Annotated in this window: 15 protein-coding genes; 4 read left to right on the top strand and 11 right to left on the bottom strand. The window is 37.6% G+C overall.

The genetic code is table 11. From position 1 onward, the window contains the following. Window positions 1-1,114: 1,114 nt before the first annotated feature. From P6922_RS04995 to P6922_RS04955, 9 genes are all read right to left on the bottom strand, one after another. Window positions 1,115-3,067: a sensor histidine kinase gene (locus tag P6922_RS04995; RefSeq protein WP_276874862.1), complete on the bottom strand. Its 1,953-nt coding sequence runs from the start codon at window positions 3,065-3,067 to the stop codon at window positions 1,115-1,117. Then, on the bottom strand, window positions 3,064-3,768 hold the full coding sequence (locus P6922_RS04990) for a response regulator transcription factor (RefSeq protein ID WP_276874859.1): 705 nt from the start codon (window positions 3,766-3,768) through the stop codon (window positions 3,064-3,066). Before P6922_RS04990 ends, P6922_RS04995 begins: the two co-directional genes overlap by 4 nt. Before the next feature lie 35 nt (window positions 3,769-3,803). Continuing rightward, window positions 3,804-4,589, bottom strand: coding sequence for a phosphate ABC transporter ATP-binding protein PstB (pstB, locus tag P6922_RS04985; protein WP_276874858.1), 786 nt, complete (start codon window positions 4,587-4,589; stop codon window positions 3,804-3,806). Next, window positions 4,589-5,518, bottom strand: a complete 930-nt coding sequence (pstA, locus tag P6922_RS04980; RefSeq protein ID WP_276874855.1) for a phosphate ABC transporter permease PstA — start codon at window positions 5,516-5,518, stop codon at window positions 4,589-4,591. Before pstA ends, pstB begins: the two co-directional genes overlap by 1 nt. Then, window positions 5,518-6,396: a phosphate ABC transporter permease subunit PstC gene (gene pstC, locus P6922_RS04975; RefSeq protein WP_007553661.1), complete on the bottom strand. Its 879-nt coding sequence runs from the start codon at window positions 6,394-6,396 to the stop codon at window positions 5,518-5,520. Before pstC ends, pstA begins: the two co-directional genes overlap by 1 nt. Window positions 6,397-6,407: 11 nt before the next feature. Further along, the gene (locus tag P6922_RS04970; RefSeq protein ID WP_276874852.1) at window positions 6,408-7,271 is read right to left on the bottom strand and encodes a phosphate ABC transporter substrate-binding protein; all 864 of its coding nucleotides are present in this window, start codon (window positions 7,269-7,271) and stop codon (window positions 6,408-6,410) included. A gap of 169 nt (window positions 7,272-7,440) precedes the next feature. Next, a complete protein-coding gene (gene dusB, locus P6922_RS04965) occupies window positions 7,441-8,424 on the bottom strand; it encodes a tRNA dihydrouridine synthase DusB (protein WP_007553773.1) in 984 nt (327 codons plus the stop codon). An 8-nt stretch (window positions 8,425-8,432) separates the two neighbouring features. Continuing rightward, a complete protein-coding gene (locus P6922_RS04960; protein WP_276874849.1) occupies window positions 8,433-8,558 on the bottom strand; it encodes a hypothetical protein in 126 nt (41 codons plus the stop codon). Further along, complete coding sequence (locus P6922_RS04955) at window positions 8,555-8,953, bottom strand: nitroreductase family protein (RefSeq protein ID WP_276874848.1); 399 nt, start codon at window positions 8,951-8,953, stop codon at window positions 8,555-8,557. The genes P6922_RS04960 and P6922_RS04955 overlap by 4 nt, the downstream gene beginning before the upstream one ends. A gap of 358 nt (window positions 8,954-9,311) precedes the next feature. Between P6922_RS04955 and P6922_RS04950 the strand changes: the two genes are divergently transcribed. Genes P6922_RS04950 through P6922_RS04935 form a run of 4 tightly spaced genes read left to right on the top strand, consistent with a single transcriptional unit; the run spans window position 9,312 to window position 12,235 of the window. Continuing rightward, window positions 9,312-9,968, top strand: coding sequence for an amino acid ABC transporter permease (locus P6922_RS04950; RefSeq protein ID WP_276874846.1), 657 nt, complete (start codon window positions 9,312-9,314; stop codon window positions 9,966-9,968). After that, window positions 9,950-10,639, top strand: coding sequence for an amino acid ABC transporter permease (locus P6922_RS04945; protein ID WP_276874843.1), 690 nt, complete (start codon window positions 9,950-9,952; stop codon window positions 10,637-10,639). The genes P6922_RS04950 and P6922_RS04945 overlap by 19 nt, the downstream gene beginning before the upstream one ends. Further along, window positions 10,629-11,366, top strand: coding sequence for an amino acid ABC transporter ATP-binding protein (locus P6922_RS04940; RefSeq protein WP_276874840.1), 738 nt, complete (start codon window positions 10,629-10,631; stop codon window positions 11,364-11,366). The genes P6922_RS04945 and P6922_RS04940 overlap by 11 nt, the downstream gene beginning before the upstream one ends. Window positions 11,367-11,389: 23 nt before the next feature. Next, complete coding sequence (locus tag P6922_RS04935; protein ID WP_276874837.1) at window positions 11,390-12,235, top strand: cysteine ABC transporter substrate-binding protein; 846 nt, start codon at window positions 11,390-11,392, stop codon at window positions 12,233-12,235. 28 nt (window positions 12,236-12,263) lie between these two features. Here the strand turns inward: P6922_RS04935 and P6922_RS04930 are convergent, their stop codons facing one another. Beyond that, window positions 12,264-13,883: an FAD-dependent oxidoreductase gene (locus P6922_RS04930; protein ID WP_276874835.1), complete on the bottom strand. Its 1,620-nt coding sequence runs from the start codon at window positions 13,881-13,883 to the stop codon at window positions 12,264-12,266. Between the two features lie 13 nt (window positions 13,884-13,896). Beyond that, window positions 13,897-14,460 carry an alkyl hydroperoxide reductase subunit C gene (gene ahpC / locus P6922_RS04925; protein ID WP_276874833.1) on the bottom strand — a complete coding sequence of 188 codons (564 nt, stop codon included), beginning with the start codon at window positions 14,458-14,460 and terminating at the stop codon, window positions 13,897-13,899. Window positions 14,461-14,686: the final 226 nt, after the last annotated feature.

Below are 14,686 nucleotides of genomic sequence, written 5' to 3'. Positions count from 1 at the left end.
ACGCCGCCAGCGTTCGTCCTGAGCCAGGATCAAACTCTCCATGATAGATTGTTTGCTAGGCTCATTATTTTTTGCCTTGTTCTTACTCAAATTAATTGCGGTTTCATATTGAAACTCGCACATCGGCTTTTTACCAAAAAATGTTTTGCATTTTTTCGTTGTACTGTTTAGTTTTCAAAGAACCGTGTCGCTCTTCACGCGACTTAGTCATTATACCACCGGTTAAACAAATTGTCAACAGGTGTTCAGGATATTCTTTTCAAAACTGTCCTGCATCATCATTTCATTGACGATGTTGATAATATTATCACAAGAAAAAGTCTCCGTCAAGTATTATTTTAAAAAAATATCAAATAAAATGCGTACTTAAAATTTAATATGAAATATTTTGTTTTATAAAATCAATTACACGATTGAAACAAACTCCGTCTTATTAAATTTATTACTTATAAATAGAAAGAGGGAAGATTTTCATCTCCCCTCTTATGTAGTGTTATTTATGTATAACACTTCTTATTGGCATTTGCATAATTACCTAATGCCAATGAGTAATCTCCGTCCGCTTTAGCTCCATCACCTTATTCAACGGCTCCTGCACCTTTTGCGTACGTATAATTATAAAAACCTGATGTGCCGACAGTACCCAAAACTATCGTTGCAATTATACCGTTTCGTAAAATTTTATTCATACGTAGCGTCTCCCCTTTGATAAATCAGATATATAAAATATACATAATTTATATCAAAATAAATTTATTTACTTTAATATAATCCCCCGATGTTTTGTCAACACCGATTTTTTCGGCGTTTACAACTCATTTTATAATTTTTTTATTTTTTATTTTATTCATTTCTCATGTGTGAAATATCCGATTTCCAAATGCGGAATTTTTTCACAGGTAATTCTTATCAATAATTTTCCGTTTTTATTAATATGTCACCAAAAATAAAACACATTGCACCGATAATGCAATGTGTTTTGAAATAATTACAAGTTTTATATTCTCGTTTCAGATCATTCAGTTTTTTACTTATATTTATATACAGTCCTTAAATATACCCTCATTACCGATTGTCCGATAGTGAGGGTATTCATTTCAAAAGGGTTTTGTTTTTATTCTTTTCCTTTGTTCTTTTTCTTCTTTTTCTCCTTTTTACGTTTTTCTTTTCTCATTTGTGCTTTTTCATCTTTTTTATGTTTTCGTCTTACTTGCAAAACTTCTTTGTTTTCTTTTATTTCTTTTTCGATTTCTTTGTCTTCCGCCGCTTCCATTGCCGCCAATTCTCCAGATTCAACTTCTTCGACTTCTTGTTGTGCCGTAATTTCGGTTGCATTTTCACGAAGTATTTCTTCATCGCTCAGGCATGGAAGTTCGACCGTTACAGTTGTTCCTTTTCCTTCAATGCTGCTTATTTCTATTTTTCCGTTGTGTCTTTCTATTATGTGTTTGCATATTGAAAGTCCCAGTCCGCTGCCGCCGGTAGCTTTGTTTCGACTTTCTTCCGCACGGAAAAATCTTTCGAATACACGATTTTGTTTTTCTTCCGGTATTCCTACGCCTGTGTCGGATATTGTTATTTTCATTAATTTTTCTTTCAGACGTTTTATATGTACCGTTATATTTCCGCCTTCTACGTTGTATTTTACCGCATTATCCAAAAGGTTCATGAAAAGTTCGGATAAGAGTGCCGCATTTCCGTACATGTATACCGGTTCGATATCCAAGTTTATTTTCAAATCTTTTTTTGTGGCTTGCGAGGTTATAAGGTCCGCCACGTATTTCAATACGCTGTCTACCGAAACGAGTTTCCATGATATTGTCGTTTCTTTTTCTTCTATTTTGGACAGGTGCATTATTGTGTCTATAAGGCTTAACATGCGTCTTGATTCTTGGTGTATTTTGTTGCTGAAATTTTTTATGTCTTCGGTGTCTTTGCACATTCCTTTCGCTATCATTTCGGCAAATCCGCTTATCGTGGTGAGCGGTGTTTTCAGTTCATGTGATACGTTTGCCGAAAATTCTCTGCGCATTTTTTCGGCAATATGTTCCGCCGTCATGTCTCGCAGTACTATTAATACTCCGTGTTGTTCTTCAGGAAGTATTGTACGTGTCATTATGACTTTGAATGGTTTGTCCGCTATTGTCATTGTGTATTTTTGTCTGTTTTCGTCACGATATGCTCTATCTACGGCTCTGAGCCAATCATGATCGCAGTACATCGAGGATATTTTTCTAAATCTTTTATCTTCAGACGGATTAAATATTTTTTCCGCTCTTCGGTTGTAGTCAATTATTTCTTTTTTGTCGTTCAAAAGAATAATTCCGTCATAAATCGTATTCATTACTATACGTATATTGTTACGATCTTCTTCCATATCTTCGAGGTATTTTTCTATTTGATTTCTTTGTTCGGCAACTTTTTTATACAGAGGTTGGAGTTCCGAGTAATTTACGGGCAGTTCTTTTATGTTTTCTCCCGACATTATCCGTTGTACCATGTCACCGAGTGATTGCAGGGGACTTAGAATTCTGTCCGTTCTGTATTTTGCAAGCATTACACTTGCAAACAAAAATACTATTATGAAAATAAATATTTCCGGTGAAAAGTTTGAGAAAATATTTATCGGCAGGTTTCGTTCAAGTGAAAATCTCAGAATTGTACCGTCTTCAATTTTTTGTGCAATGTATATTTTCGGCATGTCGTTTTTGTCTTTGTGTACATTGTATCCGCTGCCGGTTTTAATCGCTTCGTTTACTTCGGGGCTTTCGAGATAACGGTCGGCATCGCCGTTGTCTTCATTGTCGTAGTAAATTGTTCCTTTTCTATCGAACCATGCTATATGTATTTTTTCGTGTCCCGCTTTTGAAAATTCTTCAAGATATTTTTTACTGTTGCTTTCGTCTTCGGTTGTAATTACGGAAGATACTACTTTGTTCAAATTTATTAATTCTTCCGTTCTTCTTTCCTGCATTCCTTGATAATAGAATACGCCCAAAACTATAAATACTATTATTGCGGTCGTTATTCCCGTTATCAGAAGACTGTTGAATATTTTATTTCTCATTTATTTTCCTTTCCGTGTTCCAATCGGTATCCTATACCTCGCACGGTATTTATATATTTATCACAATCTTTGATTTTTTTACGCAAACTTTTTATGTGCATGTCTACCGTTCTGCTTTCTATTTCTATCGGTGAGTCCCATACAACTTCCATAATGCGATCTCGTGAGAGAACTATTCCTTTGTTTATCACCAGGTATTGAAGCAGTTTGAATTCTTTCAACGTCAAAAAGACTTCTTTTCCGTTTTCGGTTACAACATGCTTTGCTTCATCTATTATTGTGTTTTTATATTTTAATATTTTCGGCTCTTCTTTTGAAGTATTTTTTCCGTAATTACTTCTACGTAAAAGAGATTTCACACGTGAAATCAGTTCCATTATTCCGAAGGGTTTCGTTATATAATCGTCGGCGCCCGAATCGAGGCCTTTCACTATGTCATATTCGCTCGTTTTCGCCGTCATCATGACAATCGGAATTGTGGAATATTCATTTGTTTTTCTCAGTTTTTTCAATACACATAGTCCGTCTTCGCCGGGTAACATTATGTCCAGCAATATTAAATCCGGTATTTTATTTTCCAATTCTTTGTAAAATTTTTCCGCTCCGGCAAAGCCTTTTACATCAAATTTTTGACCTTTCAGTGCATACATAACGAGTTCACGTATTCCGGAATCATCTTCTACGCAATAAATAAGTGCCATATTTACTCCTTTCTTTTTTATTTATTGTATCATATTTATCCGAATTGTCCCGAAATATATCTGTATGTACGTTCATTTTTCGGAGTTGTAAATATATTTTCGGTTTTTCCATATTCTATAAGTTCTCCGAGATAGAAAAATGCGGTCTTGTCTGATATTCTTCGTGCTTGCTGCATGTTGTGCGTTACCATAATTATCGTGTATTTTTCTTTCAATTTCATAGTGAGTTCTTCTATCGCCGCAGATGATACCGGATCCAATGATGCCGTGGATTCGTCCATAAGCAGTATTTCAGGTTCCATTGCTAGCGCTCTTGCAATGCACAGTCTTTGTTGTTGACCGCCGGACAGTCCGAGTGCGGATTTTTTCAGTCTGTCTTTTACTTCGTTCCATATCGCAGCTTGTTTCAAACTTTTTTCCACAATTTCGTCAAGTTCGTCTTTTTTCGTAATTCCTTTGAGTCTTACTCCATATGCTATATTGTCGTAGATACTTTTTGCAAAGGGGTTCGGTTGTTGAAATACCATTCCAACTTCTCTTCTGAGCGATATGGGATCCGTTTCGTTGTAAATATCTTTTCCTCTATATAAAATTTTTCCTTCAACTCTGCAATTTTCTATAAAGTCGTTCATTCTGTTCAATGTCCGCAGAAATGTGGATTTTCCGCAGCCTGAAGGTCCGATGAGTGCCGTTATTTTATTTTTTTCTATATTTATTGAAATATTTTTAAGTGCTTGCGTTTTTCCGTAGTACAAGTACAAGTTTTTTATTTGAAAGGATATGTTTTGTAAATTTTCATTTTCTTTTGTGTGTTTTTCCATTATTTACTTCCTTCGCTTTTTCTTGAAAAGTACCTACTTATATAGTTTGCACTTAAACAGAATACAATTGTCATTATTACCAATATCGCAGATGCTGCAGATGCGGTATCATATGCTCCGCTGCCTATTCCGTCCATTCTCGATGCCCATACTTGAAGTGCCAATGTTTCTCCGGGTCTTAAAGGATTAAGCGGACATTGCGATGATGCAATGTTCCAAACTTTCCAACTGAAGTCGGTACTCATTCCTGCGGTATACAAAAGTGCCGCAGCTTCTCCGAATACTCTTCCGGATGCGAGAATGACGCCTGTCATTATTCTCATCGATGCTGCCGGCAATATTACTTTTCTTATCGTTTCGAAGCGTGTCGCTCCGAGTGCAAAACTTCCTTGTTTGTAGTTGTCGGGTACTTCTTTGCATGCGTCATATGTGGTTGCGGTAATGAGAGGTATCGTAAATATCGAGACCGTCAATGCTCCCGACAGTAAGTTCCATTGAGTTCCTACGTACGTTACAAATGCAAAGTATCCGAAGAGTCCGACAACTATTGACGGTAGTGACGACAGTGTTTCTACCGCCATTTTCAAGATGCTTGAAATTTTTCCGGATGTAACGTATTCGGACATGTATATTCCCGAAAAAATTCCTATAGGAACAGATACGAAAAGTGAAAGCACGAGAAGGTATATTGTATTGAACAGTTGATTTCCTATACCCTTTTCCGTAAATGACAGTATTTCGGGTGAAAATACTTTTATTCCGTTATAGAGTACGTTTGCAAGAAATAATGCAAATACGACAACCGTTATTCCTGTAAATATTTTTATAATCGAAGTTGCAACATGATCCGTAATTCTGTTTCTTTTTATATTTCCGATTTTTATTTTTCCACTATGAACGGTTTTGTAAATTCCGATTGTTTCTTCCATCACTTGTTGTCCTTTCGGTGAAGCATATGAATGATTATTACGAAGAACATAGATATGCAAAATAAGAGTAATGCCATGGACCATAGTGCATAGCTGAGTTCTCCTCCTGCTGTTGCCCCTCCCATGTCGGATGCAATTGCCGTTGTAAGGTTTACCGCCGGTGATAAAATCGAGTCCGGTATTATTCTCATTTTTCCTATTACCATAGATACGGCAAGTGCTTCTCCGAATGCTCTCGTAAGTCCTAAAACAAATCCTGTCACTATACCGGATGATGCCGAGGGTATCAATATGCTGTAAATCATTTGCCAACGTGTGGCTCCAAGTCCGTAGGCGCCTTCAATATATTTCGGAGGTACATTTTTGAATGCATCGGCGATAACGGCTGTCACTGTAGGAAAAATCATCATCGCAAGTACGATTGATGCAGCAAGTACGGTTTGCCCTGTCGGAAGATTGAATATATCCCGTATAAACGGAACAAGTACCGTAAGTGCGGTCCAGCCATATACAACGGAGGGTATTCCGGCGAAAATCCCTATCATCGGTTTTATATATTTTTCTCCGTTCTTTTTATCCGTTACCGATATGTATAGTGCAGTTGCTATAGAAAACGGTGCAACCATAAGGACGGATGCAAGACATACTGCAACGGATCCTGTTATGAATACGCTTGCTCCGACTTTTCCTCCACCTAATTCCGTATCGGAAGGATTCCATGCCGATGAAAAAATAAATTCTCCGATTGTATGATTGAAATATGTAAAAAGCCGAGTTCCGTTCCACAAAAGACTTGCGGCTACCGCAATTGTCAATATCAGCAGTACCGATGCCGATACTGCCGATATATATTTTCCTAAATATTCACGTTTGAGCATATGTCACCAAATCAGCGTGAAACTTGCATTTTGCTTGTAATTCCGTATCCGAGTTCTTCAATTATTTTTCCGAATTCTTCAGATGTAAAGAAGTCGAGATAGTTTTTTACGGCACCTTTTGCTTCGCCTTTTGTATACATATGTTCGTATCCCCATACAGGATATTTTCCGTTATATGTGTTTTCAACTGTCGGTTCTACTCCGTCAATTGCAAGGACATTTACAAATTTACTGTTTCTTACATACGGCAATGCAACATATCCTATCGCTCCTTTTGTCTGCGATACATTTTCGATTAATGTTCCGTTGTCGTCGGTTTCCAAAGTTGCATTTGCAGTTTCATCCGTGCCGTCAAGTGCATACTTTGTAAAAAGCATTCTTGTGCCTGAGGTTTTCGGTCTTGTTATCAATACGATTTCTTCGTCCGGTCCTCCGACTTCTTTCCAGTTTTTTATTTTTGAGGTAAAAATACCTCTTAATTGTTCTTTTGTTATATTTTTCACGTCTTGATAAATATCTTTATTTACTACTGCCGCTACCGTTACTATGCAAACTTTATGATCTTGTAATTCTTTCGCTTTTTCGGAAGGAAGTTTCATTGAGGCATCTACGTCCGAATTTCCGATGTCTACACTGCCTTCGGAGACTTGTTTCAAACCTACTCCGGATCCGCCGGCATTAAGTATGATTGATACATCCGGATTTTTTTCTTTAAATGCGGAGGCCGCTTTTTTTGCGAGCGGCAATAATGCCGATGACCCCGATCCCGTAACGGTACTGCCTTTTTGCGTGCTTTCACCGCTTCCGCAACCGGCCAACAGTACGGATATTCCCAATGCCGCAACACTTGCTACCAACCATTTTCTTAATTTCATATAATTTCTCCTTTCATTTTCCAATTTCATTATTCCGATTTCATTATAAAAAGAGAATGTAAAATACTCGCATATCTTTTGTATAGTTTTTGTATAATAAAATGTTTTTTGTAATTTTTTTGTAAAATAAAAAAATGTATCGCTTTTTTTGCAATACATTTTTTTATTTTTATTCTGAAAGTCCCAATTCTTCTTCATACAAGTCTACTACTTGATTGAATGTTCCTTCGCTTTCACATTTCATGATTTCTCTTCTGAGTGCGGTCGCTTTCGGAAGTCCGTGAAAGTAGTGGCTTGCATGTGCACGCATTTCTCTGATTGCCGTATATTCACCTTTTTCTTTTACCAAATTTCCAAGGTGAGTTCTCGCCATTGAAAGTCTCATTTCCCAAGACGGTTCTTCTACCGTTTCTCCGCTTTCAAGATATGTATTTACCGCATTGAATATCCACGGGTTTCCCCATGCGGCTCTTCCTATCGCCACTCCTACGCAACCGGTTTCTTCCATCATTCTTTTTGCACTCGGTCCGTCCACTATATCACCGTTTCCGAATACGGGAATTTTTACCGCTTCAACAACTTTTCTTATTGCATCGAGGTCCGCTTTCCCGCTGTACATTTCTTCTCTTGTTCTTCCGTGTACGGTAATTGCTGCGGCACCTGCGGCTTCTACGGCTTTTGCAAGCTCGGGGGAGTTCAGATTTTCTCTGTCCCAACCTATACGCATTTTTACGGTAACGGGAACTTTTACGGCTTTTACCATTGCTTCGACTACTTTTGCGGAGTTGTCTATATCTTTCATCATCGAGCATCCGTCACCGTTTTTTACAACTTTTTGCATCGGACATCCCATATTTATATCTATTACGTCCGCACCGGCCTCTTCAACTTCTTTTGCAGCCAATGCCATTATTTCCGCTTGATTTCCGAAGAGCTGCAACGCTACCGGATGTTCGTCAGGTGCTATTTTCAGCATTTCTTCGGTTTTTTCATTTTTATAATAAAGTCCTCGTGAACTTACCATTTCGGCAGTCGTCATGGCTGCACCGTGTTTTCTTGCGATAACTCTGTATGCAAGGTCACTTACTCCTGCCATAGGCGCCAATACCGCCCATCCGTCCAACTTCACCGATCCTATTACCGGTTTTTTCATATCTGTATTTATTCCTCCACACGAATTATTTTAAAATTTCTTTTTGACGGTTTTACACTTTCGGAATTTTTTGCATATCCTATGCCTATCGCAATAACGGGCTTTATATCATTACCCAATCCGGATAATTTCAAATATTGCGCTTTTCTCCCAAATGTCCGACAAAACCTCTGAGTATTACCGAGCTCAATCCCAATTCGGTCGCTTTCAAGTGTATATTTTCGACAATTATTCCGCAATCGAAGTCAACCAGATTTTCTATCGCTTTTTCGGTTTCGCAAACGATTATTACAAGCGGAACTCCATATAAAGGATCTTTTTTCGCTCCCGATTTTATGCTCTCTTCAGTTATACTTTTCAAAATTTTTTCATCACTTATTGAAACAATTGCATACCCCTCATCATTGTGCATTCCTACGGGTACACGTATCGCCGCATTTAAAAGTTCATCTACCGTACTTGAAGGTATTTTTTTGTTTGTATATTCTCTTACGGTTTTTCTGTTTTCCAAAACTTTTTCAAATTCCATTATATACCGCCTTTTCAAAATTCTCTCATATTCTTTATTATGTCACGTTTTTTTACAAGTAACAAGCAAGCGTTTTACACCTTTGAAACAAACATTTTCATCAATTTTGTTGACATTGATTATTTTACATGCTATCATGATAAAAATTTACAAAGGAGGAACACATCATGAGAAACACATGGAATACAATTACAATTTGCTGCTGTTGTACCTGCATGGTTTGTTGCTGCCATGTTTCTTTTGCGTGTGCTCCTGTCGATCGAATAGGTACAATTTTGTAACGATATTTTTGCATATTTGTCATCAAAGGCGGGAATGCACTTCCCGTCTTTTTTTGTTGTTTGAAAAGGAAAATAAAATGGATACTGTTTATATTTTCAAATATCTTCACTTGTTTGTCGATGCAGGTTTGACGACATTGAGAATTGCTTTTTTCGGAATTGTGCTTTCTCTTTTATTCGGACTTTTTATAAGTGTAATACGCTACAAAAAAGTTCCGGTAATTTCACAAATATGCAAGTTTTACATAGAGCTTTCGAGAAATACTCCTCTGCTCGTGCAATTATTTTTTCTCTACTTCGGTCTTCCTAAAGCGGGAATACATATTTCCGGTGAAAATTGCGCACTTTCAGGACTTGTATTTTTGGGAGCAAGTTACATGGCGGAAACGTTTCGAAGCGGATTGGAATCTGTTGCAAAATCTCAAATCGAATCTGCGGCGGCATTGGGAATGGGTGAGTATCAAATTTTCCGTTTCGTTATTATTCCTCAAGCAGTCTCGGTTTCGATTCCTTCCGTTTGTGCAAACATAATTTTTCTTATAAAAGAAACTTCGGTTTTCAGTGTTTGTGCAATTCCCGATCTTATGTATGTGGCAAAAGATTTAATAGGTCTTTATTACAAGACCGATGAAACTTTATTCATGCTCGTTATTGCATACTTAATTATTTTATTACCCGTTTCTATAATCGCTTATTTATTGGAAAGGAAGACGCTATGGATTTATCGGAATTAAATTTTCTGTTTGAAGGTGTGAACGGTTTGAGATTACTTCAAGGTTTGGGAACTACTTTGATGATTTCATTGCTTTCGGTAGCAGGCTCTTGTATATTGGGACTTTTTGTCGGATTGATAATGACTTTGAAAAATCCGTTTATACAATTGCTTTCGAAATTTTATCTCGAGTTCATGCGTATAATGCCGCAGCTTGTACTTCTTTTTATCGCATATTTCGGAATTGCAAAAGCATTTAATATACACATTTCGGGGTTCATCGCTTCATTGACAGTTTTCATTTTATGGGGCATGGCGGAGATGGGCGACCTTGTACGTTCGGCAGTGGAGTCGATACCTGAAAATCAATATGAAAGTGCGGCAGCTCTCGGTTTTTCGAAATTTCAAATGTATCGTTTCATAATTATTCCTCAAGCTGTCGGATTTCTTCTTCCTCCGGCAATAAACTTGTTTACACGAATTATAAAAACAACTTCGCTTGTAGTTATGATCGGAGTTGTGGAAGTTCTCAAAACGGGACAGCAGCTTATAGAAGCAAATCGCTATACTTCACCCGATGCGGCACTTCCCATGTACGGTTTGATATTTTTCCTTTATTTCTTCTCTTGCTGGCCTCTTTCAAAATTATCTTCTTATTTGGAAAAGAAACGGAGCGGCAGATATGCAAAATAAAATATTGCTTTCAATAAAAAATTTAAAAAAGAATTTCGGCGAAAATACCGTTTTAAAAAATATTTCCCTTGATGTAAAAGAAGGTGAAGTAATCGCTGTAATAGGTCCTTCCGGTTGCGGAAAATCCACTTTTCTGCGTTGTATAAACGGACTTGAATTTATAGACGACGGTTCTATATACCTTGATGACGAATGTATTTCCGACGGTTCGATTTCAGGTAAATATGTGCGTCAACGTATCGGAATGATTTTCCAAAGTTATGACTTGTTCAATCATATGAAAGTTTTACAAAATATTATGCTTGCTCCGGTGGAAGTACAAAAAAGAGATAAAAAAGAAGTAAAACGTGAGGCTCTTGAATTGTTGGAGCGTGTACACCTTTCGGATAAAGCCGATGCATGGCCTTCTCAATTGTCCGGCGGACAAAAGCAGCGAATTGCAATTATTCGTGCATTGATTATGAATCCTAAGTTGGTACTTATGGATGAAATTACCGCTTCTCTCGATCCTGAAACCGTAAGTGAAGTTTTACAGTTTGTAACTGAACTTGCAAAAAGCGGAATGACAATGATTATAGTTACTCACGAATTGTCTTTTGCAAAAGCGGTTGCAGACCGAATACTATTTTTCGATAAAGGTCTGATTTCCGAGGAAGGTACACCGGATAAAATTTTCAATCACCCCGATAAGGAACGTACAAAACAATTTCTCACATCCGGTTTTTAAATTTATACAAAGAGGAGTTCACTATGAAAAAAATTACAATGTTTTTAATGGCAATCTTTTCGATTTTGGCATTGACTTTTGCCTCAGGCTGCGCATCAAATTCGGAAACGGAATCAAAACCTTATCGCTCCATCGCAGAAATTAAAAAGAGCGGAGAATTGATAATAGGTGTTTTCAGCGACAAAGCTCCGTTCGGATATATAGACAAAAACGGTAATTACCGAGGATATGATATTTATTTTGCAGAACGTCTTGCAAAAGATTTGGGAGTGAAGCCCAAGTACATTTCTCTTGAACCGGCAAACCGTACCGAATATGCAAAAACAGGAAAGGTAGATATAATTCTTGCAAATTTCACTGTGACAAAGGAACGTGCCGAGCAAGTGGATTTCGCACTTCCATATATGAAAGTAGCAATAGGTGTGGTTTCACCCAAAAATCAAAACATTACATCTGTCGAACAGTTGAAAGGCAAAAAATTGATTGTCGCAAAAGGAACTACTGCGGAAACTTATTTCACTGAAAATCATCCTGAAGTAGAATTACTCAAATTCGATCAATATTCCGAAACTTACAACGCTTTGCTCGACAAAAGAGGCGATGCATTTTCTACCGACAACACCGAAGTGCTTGCATGGGCCATGAAAAATCCCGAATACAAAGTGGGTATTACACATTTGGGAAAAGATGAAGTAATTGCACCTGCGGTGCAGAAAGGCAATAAAGAGCTTCTCGATTATATAAATAATGAAATAAAAGAATCGGCAAAGGAAAATTTCTTCCACAAAGATTATGAGGAAACACTTGCTCCGGTTTACGGAAGCTCCGTAAATCCCGACGATCTTGTAATCGAAGACGGAAAATTGTAATACAAAAGGCGACTTCAGTCGCCTTTTTTTATACACCGAGTATATCCAATATTTGAGATAAATTTTTCTTTCCGAAATGTATTTCTTCTCCGTTTATTATCATACAAGGTACACTCATTATATTGTACTTTTCACGCATTTGCGGATAGTACTGCAAATCATGCACGTCAACAGTTACATTCGTATTTTCGGAAGCTATACGCTGAGCGGCAGCTACCAAGTCAGGACACATCGTACATGAAAGTGAAACTGCAATCTGTATTTTCACGGATTTCTTTATATTCGCAATACGTTTACTTGCTTCTTCACCTATATTTTGTCCCGGACCTGCCACATTGTACATTGCAAGTACAAATGAATTGAACTCGTGTCCGCCGGGTATACCGTGAAATCTCAATCCTCTGTCCGTACCGTCTTTGTCACATATGGAAATCATGTATCTTTCGCTTTCTTGTGATACCGGAACAAATTCGGATTTTATCTTTTCGCAAAGAGATGTTATTTCATTTACAATTTTTGTGTTTTCTCTCGAAACCTTGCTGTCATCGGTATATACACGAAGTACAATTTGATTTTCAAATTTATCGAATACCGGCACAAGTGCTTTACGCATATTATCATCCAAAAAGGCATTTGAAGATGCTTTCGGTACATTTTTCTCTTCAACATTTTGAATTTTCGGCTTTACGAAAGTTCTCTCCAAATTTAGTTTGCGATACTGAATGCCCAAATATTTTTCGGCACTTGTCGCAGCAATTGCACCGTCGGATACGGCGGTAACAACCTGTCTTAAATTCTTTATACAAATATCTCCGGCGGCATACACACCTTTTATATTCGTTTCTTGATTACGATCGGTTACCACATAGCCCTGTGCATTCAATTCCAATAAACCTTTTACGAGTGAATTTTCCGGTTCATATCCGATGAATACGAATACTCCGAAAAAGTCTTTGTCGAATGATTTATATGCAGTTTCTTTTTCGGTTACATTGTTTTTCAATACAACTTTACGAATTGAATTATCTCCCTGAACCGATTTGAGTCGAGTATTGTACATTACGGTAACTTTGGGATGATTTATCAATTCTTCAACTTCCGCAGATGAAATCGAGAATTTATCTCTGCGAACTACCACGGTAATGCTTTTTGCATAACGTGTCAAAAACAATGCTTCTTCTACGGCGGAAAATCCTCCACCGATTACAAATATATCCTTATCGGTAAAAAATTCTCCGTCACATGTCGCACAGTAAGCCACACCATGACCGCGGAATTCATCTTCACCTTCAAACTCCGCTTTCTTGGGATGAGCACCTGCTGCATATATGACACTCAAAGCTTTGAAACTTCCCACATCGGTATGTACAACTTTGTAATCACCCTCAAGCTCAAGCTTGTTTACTTTTGAAATTAAAAATTCCGCACCGAAATTTTCAGCCTGAACTTTCATCTGTTTTGTAAGAGTCGCACCGTCAGTTTTTACAACTCCCGGATAATTTACTATATCCGAAGTAATTGTAATTTGTCCGCCGATAGTTTCCTTTTCGACAACAAGTACCTTGAACTGCGCTCTCGCCATATAAATAGCGGCAGAAAGCCCCGCAGGCCCTCCACCGACTATTATTGCATCATATAACTTTTCCATTCACAAGTACCTTTTAAAGTTTACCGGACAAATCAAAGGAAGGTTTCAAAGTATCATCACCTGGTTCCCACTTTGCCGGACAAACTTCATCACCGTGTTCGTAAACGAACTGTGCCGCCTGTACCTTACGAAGAAGTTCATCGGCATTACGTCCGATATTATCCGCACTTACTTCATACAATACGACCTTTCCCTCCGGATTGATTACAAATGTACCACGTTCCGCCATTCCGTCACTTTCCACGTAAACATCGAAACTCTTTGCCAAATTTCCGTTGGGATCTGCAAGCATTGTGTATTCAACCTTGCCTATTCTGTCGGAACTTTCATGCCAAGCCTTGTGAACATATTCACTGTCACAAGAAACTGAATAAATTTCACAACCCATTTTCTTGAATTCGTCATACTTGTTCTGCAAATCTTCCAATTCTGTCGGACATACAAATGTGAAATCTGCCGGATAAAAGAAAAGTACACTCCACTTACCCTGCAAATCCTTGTCCGTTACAACCTTGAATTCACCTGTCTGATATGCGTTTACCTTAAATTCTGCAATGCTCTTTCCTGCCATTGACATAATTAATTCCTCCTATGTTAAATAAATCTATATTTATTTTTTTCGTTTTAGCGTCTTTATTATAGCAAGCATATCTAAAAAAGTCAATTCAATATAAATTCAAATCCGACTTTCAATTCAAAAACGAAAACGACAAACTCAAAAGTTTAAAATTCCAAGTACGAACTCCCATTTCATTTCAAATTTTGCTGCAAACACATCGGACTTGCAGTTGCATTTCGGTGCA

The organism is Dialister micraerophilus (assembly GCF_947090205.1).
Taxonomy (GTDB): domain Bacteria; phylum Bacillota; class Negativicutes; order Veillonellales; family Dialisteraceae; genus Dialister; species Dialister micraerophilus.
The sequence above is the reverse complement of the archived record's forward strand: the minus strand, read 5'-3'. Positions and strand labels throughout refer to the sequence as shown.

Excerpts from the sequence above, each read along its gene's own strand:
- dusB (WP_007553773.1), bottom strand. The coding sequence starts at position 8,424 with ATGAAAAAACCGGTAATAGGATCGGTGAAGTTGGACGGATGGGCGGTA.
- P6922_RS04995 (WP_276874862.1), bottom strand. The coding sequence starts at position 3,067 with ATGAGAAATAAAATATTCAACAGTCTTCTGATAACGGGAATAACGACC.
- P6922_RS04955 (WP_276874848.1), bottom strand. The coding sequence starts at position 8,953 with ATGGAATTTGAAAAAGTTTTGGAAAACAGAAAAACCGTAAGAGAATAT.
- pstA (WP_276874855.1), bottom strand. The coding sequence starts at position 5,518 with ATGGAAGAAACAATCGGAATTTACAAAACCGTTCATAGTGGAAAAATA.
- P6922_RS04945 (WP_276874843.1), top strand. The coding sequence starts at position 9,950 with ATGGATTTATCGGAATTAAATTTTCTGTTTGAAGGTGTGAACGGTTTG.
- pstB (WP_276874858.1), bottom strand. The coding sequence starts at position 4,589 with ATGGAAAAACACACAAAAGAAAATGAAAATTTACAAAACATATCCTTT.
- P6922_RS04990 (WP_276874859.1), bottom strand. The coding sequence starts at position 3,768 with ATGGCACTTATTTATTGCGTAGAAGATGATTCCGGAATACGTGAACTC.
- P6922_RS04970 (WP_276874852.1), bottom strand. The coding sequence starts at position 7,271 with ATGAAATTAAGAAAATGGTTGGTAGCAAGTGTTGCGGCATTGGGAATA.
- ahpC (WP_276874833.1), bottom strand. The coding sequence starts at position 14,460 with ATGTCAATGGCAGGAAAGAGCATTGCAGAATTTAAGGTAAACGCATAT.
- P6922_RS04940 (WP_276874840.1), top strand. The coding sequence starts at position 10,629 with ATGCAAAATAAAATATTGCTTTCAATAAAAAATTTAAAAAAGAATTTC.
- P6922_RS04930 (WP_276874835.1), bottom strand. The coding sequence starts at position 13,883 with ATGGAAAAGTTATATGATGCAATAATAGTCGGTGGAGGGCCTGCGGGG.
- P6922_RS04935 (WP_276874837.1), top strand. The coding sequence starts at position 11,390 with ATGAAAAAAATTACAATGTTTTTAATGGCAATCTTTTCGATTTTGGCA.
- P6922_RS04950 (WP_276874846.1), top strand. The coding sequence starts at position 9,312 with ATGGATACTGTTTATATTTTCAAATATCTTCACTTGTTTGTCGATGCA.
- pstC (WP_007553661.1), bottom strand. The coding sequence starts at position 6,396 with ATGCTCAAACGTGAATATTTAGGAAAATATATATCGGCAGTATCGGCA.